The 6867-nt window shown below is 27.7% G+C and carries 9 protein-coding genes; 1 reads left to right on the top strand and 8 read right to left on the bottom strand.

Annotated elements, in window-relative coordinates; all coding sequences use genetic code 11:
- Positions 1–175: 175 nt before the first annotated feature.
- The 6 genes from LJD34_RS00790 to LJD34_RS00765 all read right to left on the bottom strand — a co-directional run bounded on the left by LJD34_RS00790 (position 176) and on the right by LJD34_RS00765 (position 5411).
- Entirely contained in the window at positions 176–1819 is a 1644-nt protein-coding gene (locus LJD34_RS00790) for an AAA family ATPase (protein ID WP_227358946.1), read from the bottom strand.
- A gap of 133 nt (positions 1820–1952) precedes the next feature.
- The gene (locus tag LJD34_RS00785; protein WP_117782276.1) at positions 1953–3071 is read right to left on the bottom strand and encodes a 6-phosphofructokinase; all 1119 of its coding nucleotides are present in this window, start codon (positions 3069–3071) and stop codon (positions 1953–1955) included.
- A 99-nt stretch (positions 3072–3170) separates the two neighbouring features.
- The gene (locus LJD34_RS00780; protein ID WP_227358945.1) at positions 3171–3686 is read right to left on the bottom strand and encodes a lipoprotein; all 516 of its coding nucleotides are present in this window, start codon (positions 3684–3686) and stop codon (positions 3171–3173) included.
- Positions 3683–4045 (bottom strand): hypothetical protein, encoded by a 363-nt coding sequence (locus LJD34_RS00775; protein WP_117782277.1) that lies wholly within the window; start codon positions 4043–4045, stop codon positions 3683–3685. The genes LJD34_RS00780 and LJD34_RS00775 overlap by 4 nt, the downstream gene beginning before the upstream one ends.
- A gap of 23 nt (positions 4046–4068) precedes the next feature.
- A complete protein-coding gene (locus LJD34_RS00770; protein ID WP_022001110.1) occupies positions 4069–4278 on the bottom strand; it encodes a hypothetical protein in 210 nt (69 codons plus the stop codon).
- Between the two features lie 83 nt (positions 4279–4361).
- The gene (locus tag LJD34_RS00765) at positions 4362–5411 is read right to left on the bottom strand and encodes a serine/threonine protein kinase (protein ID WP_227358944.1); all 1050 of its coding nucleotides are present in this window, start codon (positions 5409–5411) and stop codon (positions 4362–4364) included.
- Between the two features lie 48 nt (positions 5412–5459).
- Here LJD34_RS00765 and LJD34_RS00760 point away from each other — a divergent pair, with 48 nt between their 5' ends.
- The gene (locus tag LJD34_RS00760; RefSeq protein WP_032091348.1) at positions 5460–5873 is read left to right on the top strand and encodes a hypothetical protein; all 414 of its coding nucleotides are present in this window, start codon (positions 5460–5462) and stop codon (positions 5871–5873) included.
- Between the two features lie 19 nt (positions 5874–5892).
- Here LJD34_RS00760 and LJD34_RS00755 read toward each other — a convergent pair whose 3' ends face one another.
- Both LJD34_RS00755 and LJD34_RS00750 read right to left on the bottom strand, forming a co-directional pair.
- The gene (locus LJD34_RS00755; RefSeq protein ID WP_117792443.1) at positions 5893–6117 is read right to left on the bottom strand and encodes a hypothetical protein; all 225 of its coding nucleotides are present in this window, start codon (positions 6115–6117) and stop codon (positions 5893–5895) included.
- Positions 6110–6802 (bottom strand): DUF3990 domain-containing protein, encoded by a 693-nt coding sequence (locus tag LJD34_RS00750; protein WP_117867750.1) that lies wholly within the window; start codon positions 6800–6802, stop codon positions 6110–6112. Before LJD34_RS00750 ends, LJD34_RS00755 begins: the two co-directional genes overlap by 8 nt.
- Positions 6803–6867 lie beyond the last annotated feature (65 nt).

Here is a 6867-nt window from a genome sequence, read left to right as displayed (position 1 = left end):
AATATTTTAGAGGGAATACTGATTCCACATCAATATCCCCCTTAATAATTTAGAGAGAATTTCGCTAAAGCACTCGATTAATTAGAGCGCCGAAAAAACCTCATGTTATCTAATTAGCTTCGTTTTAAAAATATCATGTTATTTCATAAAGCCGCTATTCCTAAGTGATGTATATTTAACTGTTTTCTGCTTTAACAATATAACAGTATTTCTTATAAAAGGATATCCCATATCCTTTTACATGTAAATAACCATCATTAATAATTTCATCTTCATATTTATTATCAATGATTTGCTTTGCTCCTTCTTTTGCGTCACTTACAAGTTCTTTAACACTCTTAGAATGTTTGCATTCTAAGATAAGCGCCGTTTGAAAGATTTGTTTAGGGAGAATACATAAATCAAATCTTCCATGCATGGCTTCTCTATTTGACTTGATTTTTTTACCACTGAAGAGTTCTACTAGAAATCCATGATAGAAAGATTCTTGGTTATCAAAGTAACTGATACTTCTTGATAAGATATCCCCTAATATTTCATTAGCTTGATCAACATCTTCTCTAACAAGACATTGATAGAGATCTTCTTTTCTTACAAAAGTATAATCTTCAAAATAACTCATAAAAGATTGCTTATAGATTTCATAGACTTCTTTATTTGGTATAACCAGTTTATATTTGTTTTCTCCTAAATCTTCAATAACTCTTAAGTAACCTGTAAGTAAAAGAAAACTATAGATATTATTGATATGATCCATTTCTCGATAAGTAAGTTCTGGCTTGATGTATTTTTCTAAGGATTTGCCTTGAATCAATTGTTCAAATTCTTCATGGAGTTCATCACTACCATTTTGGATATAATTGACTACAAGATCATTACCACTAGTATTTGCCCAAAAGGAAGTAGGTTTATATGAAGAAAAATGTGATTTTTTATCAACATACATGAGTGTACTCCAAGGATTATAGATTTCTATATTTCCAAATAGATAACCATCATACCATTCTTTGACTTCATCCATATAAGATGATAATTGATAATCTTCTAATAACTGTTTGACTTCATTTTCATTAAAGCCAAAATATTCACTACCTCTATTATTTAAAAGAGAATAAGAATTAAAGTTGTTTAAACCAGTAAAGATACTTTCTTTAGATATTCTAAGACATCCTGTCATGATTCCTTTTTCTAAAGCATCGTTTGTTTTAAGCGCTGAAGAAAAGACACTTCTTAGAAAATCTACCATTTCATCATAATAATTATTTTGATAAGCTGATTGTAATGGAACATCGTATTCATCAATAAGAACAATCACTTTTTGATGATAATGAGTATATAAGGCATTAGATATAACCCTTAGTGAAAATTTTAAATCTTCAATTGATGTTGTTTCATCATGCAAACTATTTAGTTTTTTCTTTGTTGTATCAGTTAATTGAGCTGAAGATAATATTTCCAAATTTTTTTCTAATAATTCATAGATGATATTAGAAAAAGCAATTATTTGAGCTTTAAAGGAAGAACTTTTCATTTCTTTTAAAGAAATAAGTATTGTTGGATACTTGTTTTGATGTTCTAAAGCTTCCTTATTTTTTGAAATATATAAATCATTGAATAAATAAGCATTTTCTTTTTCTTTGATAGAAAAGAAATAATACAGCATAGACATATTAAGTGTCTTACCAAATCTTCGAGGTCTTGTATATAAAACAACTTGTTCATTTAAGATATCTGCAATTAGATTTGTTTTATCTACATAATATGCATTTTTATCAATCATCGTTTTAAAATTTTCAATTCCTGTAGGTATTAACTTCATACAATCAACTCACTTCCTAATCTGTATTATTATGTACTACTAAAAGTATTATACATGATATAAACCTTGATTTCTATTGGATTATTTGTCCAATAAAAAAGAAGTTTCATCAAGAAACCTCTTTTTACTATTATTATTCATCACCAAATGAAATACCAATTGCTTTAGCTGCTTTAACAAGTTCTCCATTTGGATCAACATGTTTTTGTTGACCAATCTTAGCTGCACCTATTACTTCTTCTAATGAAGTATATCCCATCTTATCACCATTGATTGTAACAACATTACCAAACTTACCTTCATTAATAAGTTCAACTGCAGCCACACCATAACGAATTGATAAAATACGATCATATGCTGTAATATCTCCACCACGAATAATATGTCCTGGATTGACAGAACGTACTTCATGATTTGGAATTACTTTTTCAAGATCATCAGCTACTTTAGCAGCTAATCCTGAATAACGTACTGGATCTGGACTATCTTCTACGATTTTACCAATAACTTTTGTTCCATCAGCATATTTTGCTCCTTCAGCAACAGCTACTACTGTATAAGGTAATCCCATTTCATCACGTTTCTTAATTGCTTTAGCAATATTTTCAATGGTAAATGGAATTTCTGGAATCAAACATACACCGGCATTTCCTGCTAGACCTGCGTATAAAGTAATCCATCCAGCATCTCTGCCCATTAATTCACAACAAATAACACGATGATGTGATTTTGCTGTTGTTTGTAAACGATCAATAAATTCTGTACCTACAGACATTGCTGAAATAAATCCATAAGTAACATCTGTACTTGCTAAATCATTATCCATTGTTTTAGGTACACCAATAACATTGACACCTTTTCTTGAAAAATCACGTGCACTTGTAAGCGTTCCATCTCCACCTAAAATAACTAAAACATCAACACCATCTTTTTTCAAGTTTTCAACAGCCACATCAGAAACATCTTTTTTTACTTTTCCACCATGACCATCATCTACTAAATAATCAAATAAATTATCTTTATTAGAACTATATAAAATAGTTCCTCCTTCTTTATAAATATCTTCTACCGATTCTTCAGTAAGTTCTACATAATTATTATGGTATAAACCTCTATAACCATAAACAAATCCAATCACTTCATAACCATATTTAGAGATTGCAGTTTTAGTAATTGTACGGATAACAGCGTTTAACCCTGGACAATCACCTCCACCAGATAATAATGCAATTTTTTTGACAGTACTTCCCATAATTTTCTTCCTCCATACTATATAATTATAAATTCACCTAGAGGAAAAAACAATACTTTTTTGTAAGCGTTTACAGTTATTTCTTATTATTTCTTAATTTTATTGAATTGGTAATTCATAAGTAGCTTTTGTTCCTGAATAATCCAATTCTACAATCAACTTAATCTTAGAACTTTGTTGCTTTAAACCATAAGCCTCTTCCCCTTCACTTTTTGTCCCTATAGGTGCTGTTTGGGGATAAGTATCTATAGAAGCTGGATAAGTTTCACAGACATTTCCACCTTCATCAATAACTTTAAAGTTAATACTTGAAAAATAAATATCATCTTCATTTGCTATATTTTCATAAGAATAATGTATGATAATGACTTGTTCTGGTTGACTATCTGCAAATTCATTACGATCATCTGTATTTCTTACTGAATCAACTGTAAAATGAATCAAATCTTTACTATTTTTAGTATATGTTACAGTTCCACCTATCGTATATATTTTTTCTTCTTTCTTTTCTTCTGTTTTTGTATGTTTATTTGTATCTTTTTCTTCACTACTTCCACATGCTCCTAATGTAAGTGTTACAAACAAAACTAAAACTATCTTGATTATTTTCTTCATTGTTGTACTCCTTTATTTTGTTTAAAAATTGAAATAATTGCTAGAACAGCATTTATTAAACACCATCCTGCCCAAACATTTAAATCACTAAAACTTCCAGCAAGTCCTATACCTAAAAAACTTGCTAGTAAAAATAAAATAACAACTGCAATATTTCCTCCATTTTTTTGACTATTTCTTACAGCAATTGAAACAATTCCTCCTGCTAACATAAAAATAGAGACAAAAACACCAGCACTTCCTCCTACTTCTCCATTAGCTGACATTGTATTAGCAGTCCCTACTAATACTGATTGAAAAAAAACAAATACACTTAAAATAATTGATAAAATACCTGCTACTAATTTCCAAGTTTTCATATTCCCTCTCCTTTCTTTTTTGTCTATTCCTTTTCTAATATCTCATATAAAATACATAATTCATGAATACCTAATTCTAAATCATTTAAAATCGTAAATATTTGTGATTCAACTTGATTAAACTCTTCTCTTTCATTTAATACATCCAAATGATCTTTTATCCCCTTAAACAATGATGCTAAATAAAGAATCTTCCCAGCTATATCTTTACTTTGGTATTCTTCTATATCCATACATAACCTCCTTATCTTAGAAATAGACTACATCTATAATCTATCTTATAAGACATAAAAAAAGGTGCCCCCTCGGGGCACAATTAAAAATACATTAAAAGAGTTCCAATAATAATAGAGATAAATAATAAAATAAGCCAAGAAATAATCGTTGTTAAAACTTTAACAACAATCCCATGATTTTTATAATAAGGTAAATAGTCCCTAACAGATAAATAGTTTGTAGAAAATAAAAGTGTTATAATAAACCAAGAAATTAAAATCAAGCGATAAACAAAATACTGATACTGACTTATTGGTTGATTTTTAATCTTAAAACTTATTAAAATCCATATAAATAAAAGATAACCCATAATCGCTACAATCATCTTCCAAAGCTTACCACTTCTAAATCCCGGTAAAGCATTAGGATGTTTGATTTTCTTTTCTTTCTTTTTTTCAATATGAAATAATTGATCTAAATCTTTAATAATTTCTTTTACATCTTGATATCTGCCTTGAGGATCAATAGCAATCATTTTATCAATTATTCTCTTTTCTATTCCTTGTAAGTCATAATCTCTAGGCAACTTATTAGTAAGTAAAACATGATATAAAACTCCCAAAGAATAAATATCACTTCTTATATCTGTTTGATAAAAACCAAATTGTTCAGGAGCTGCATAACCTTGACTTCCTAACACCGTAGTATCTCTTTTTTGATTTTCAATATAATTTCTAGCTATATCAAAATCAAAAAGATAGACTTGTTTTCCATCATAAAAGATATTTTCGGGTTTAATATCACGATGAATAATTTGTGGATCTTGTTGATGCAATACATCTAAAATAATACATAATTGTCTTATAATTTGATAAGCTTCTAAATTTGAAAAAGTATGTTCATCTAAAATATCAGATAATGTTTGACAAGCTAAATATTCTTCGATGATTTCTAAACCGTCTTCATTTTCTTCTATTGAATAAATATGTGGTATTCCTTCTATATCTAATTGTTTTAACTTTTCCCAAATTGTTTTATTATATGTTTTCAATTCTTTTTTTATATAAATATTTCTTTTATCTAATTCTCTTACTAATGTAATTCTTTTTTGGGTTGTTTCTTTAATAACTTCTAATTCTAAAACTATCATATCTTGTCTCTCCGTAAAATATAGTATATCATATTTTTAGGTGATGATATGATTTTAACAGAAGAAATAGAAAACTCTTTAAAAAACGAAGCAGATATTGATGATCTTTTAAAACAAATTCATGATATGGATTTTTCTGAATATATCCATCATTTGTTTAAAAAATATCATTTAAAAGAAGCAGATATTATACGAAAATCAGGATTAGAAAGAACTTATGCTTATAAAATTATCCGTGGCGAAAAAGGAAAAAATGCAAAGGATAAAATCTATCGATTAGCTCTTGCTATGAATTTAACCCAAAAAGAAACAAATCATTTATTATCTTTAAATAATGCAGGTGACTTATATCCACATAATGCCAGAGATCTTATTCTATTAAATGGTTTGTTAAAAAAACAAACCGTAGAAGAAGTTAACATTGAACTTTATAATCATGATTTAGAGCCTTTAAAAGACTAATAGGACTTCTAAGGAAGTCCTATTTTTCTTCGTTATAACGATCTAAAATATATTCAGCATTTTCTGCCCATAAACCATTTTCAACTTGAGTAAGTGTTTTATACGTTTGAGAACGATAAAACCTTCCCGTTGCTTCTTCAAAATCAATTTTTTCTTGTTCCTGAATAAGATTAATAACTCTATGAATTTGAATACATACATTCATCGTAATATCTTGCCCATTAAAATAGTAAATATCATGCATCGTATTTCATCCTCCTTATAAATCGTAAACAACTTAATGATTTTTCACTATGAAAAGAAACTTGATTATTAACTTTACTATATTTTAATCTTTCTACTGCTTCTGTTGCTGTTAGAATATTAGACATATATAATTGTACTGTCTGCATTGTATTGTCGTCTGCTACTGGTCCAATAACAACATCATATTGATGTTGTAAACCGCCTTTAATTCTATTTTCTTTAATGAATTCTAACCATTCTTCATTTAATGAATCAAAATATTTAATATTTAAATCATCTTTCTTCTCAAACAAATATTCATATACATAATAATTATTCTTTTTTTCTCTTAATGATAATCGATAAGCCCATTCTTTAGATTGAGACATTAATACTGTTGTATAAAATCCCTTACCAAAATCTCTACGATTATGTGATTTGTTCAAATCAATTTGATCAAACTTAAAACAACTACCATGATACACTGTTATTTTTTTTGAATCTTGTTTAATAAGTTTTTCAATATACTGAAATACTTCTTCAAAACTTACTTGATGTAAATATTCATGCTGTAAGAGAACATTTTCAAAAATATGATATTCATGAAATAATTCATAAACCTTTTCATCATCTATACTATATTTCTTTTTATATTCTTCTATACAGTTTATATATAATGACTCACAATCTGATTGAACATTCATATAATTACCATCCTTTCTATGATTTCTACTAAATTATATATTATTTCTTAATGAATTGTGAAGTG

The sequence above is a fragment of the Faecalibacillus sp. MSK20_93 genome (assembly GCF_020589945.1).
Classification (GTDB): Bacteria; Bacillota_I; Bacilli_A; order Erysipelotrichales; family Coprobacillaceae; genus Faecalibacillus; species Faecalibacillus intestinalis.
Note: the sequence above shows the minus strand (reverse complement) of the source record. Positions and strands in the feature narration are given on the sequence as shown.